We start from the raw sequence: 977 nt of genomic DNA, 5'->3' as shown, positions 1-977 counted from the left end.
CGTTTCGCCACAATCAGCGCATCATCGTAACTGCGAGCGATTCCATTGGGCGGTTGAGCAATATTTAACTCATTCAGGATTTTCTCAAATCTTTCCCTATTTTCCGCCATATCGATAGAATCCGGCGATGTTCCCCAAATTTTGGTAGGAAGAGACGGGTGATTTTTGAGAAACTCTTCTAAAGGAACCGCCAATTTTAGGGGTGTTTGTCCGCCAAACTGAATAATTACGCCTACAGGCTTTTCAGCTTCGATAATGTTGATCACATCTTCTTTGGTCAACGGCTCAAAGTAGAGGCGATCGCTTGTGTCATAATCTGTAGAAACCGTTTCAGGATTAGAATTGACCATAATTGTCTCAAATCCTGCCTTTTTCAAAGCATAAGCAGCGTGACAACAACAATAGTCAAACTCAATACCCTGTCCAATGCGGTTCGGACCACCGCCCAAAATCATCACCTTGGGCTTGCTGGTGGGTAAAACCTCGGTTTCGTCTTCGTAGGTAGAGTAATAGTACGGAGTAAAAGCTTCAAACTCCGCCGCGCAGGTATCCACAGTTTTGTAAACCGGGATAACGCCTAATTCTTTGCGGTAACTGCGAACTTCATCTTCAGTAGTTTTCGTTGCAAAGGCAATTTGGCGATCGCTAAAACCATCACGTTTCACAGCATAAAACTGCTCTTTTGTCAACTGTGTTAAAGGTGTCCGCTTCAGGAACTTTTCCACATCCAGCAGTTGTTGTAATTTATCCAGGAACCAAGGATCAATAGCCGTAAGTTCGTAGATTTCCTCAGTACTTAACCCTAGTTGTAAAGCATGACGCACCGCAAAAATCCGGTCAGGATGAGGGGTTCGCAGTAAAGCGCGAATTTGTTCACCACTGGGTAACTTTTCGGATTGGTCACAACCCCAACCAGCACGCCCAGTTTCCAGAGAACGCAACGCCTTTTGGAAAGATTCATTAAATGTCCGCCCAAT

General features: G+C 44.7%; 1 protein-coding gene. It reads right to left on the bottom strand.

The window, feature by feature from the left end; all coding sequences use genetic code 11:
- The coding region (locus NSP_RS27580) for a carbamoyl phosphate synthase preATP-grasp domain-containing protein (RefSeq protein ID WP_044482728.1) at window positions 1-977 on the bottom strand (977 nt) is incomplete at both ends.

Origin of the sequence: Nodularia spumigena CCY9414, from assembly GCF_000340565.2 — a bacterium.
Classification (GTDB): Bacteria; Cyanobacteriota; Cyanobacteriia; order Cyanobacteriales; family Nostocaceae; genus Nodularia; species Nodularia spumigena.
This window is presented reverse-complemented; position numbering and strand designations above follow the sequence as displayed.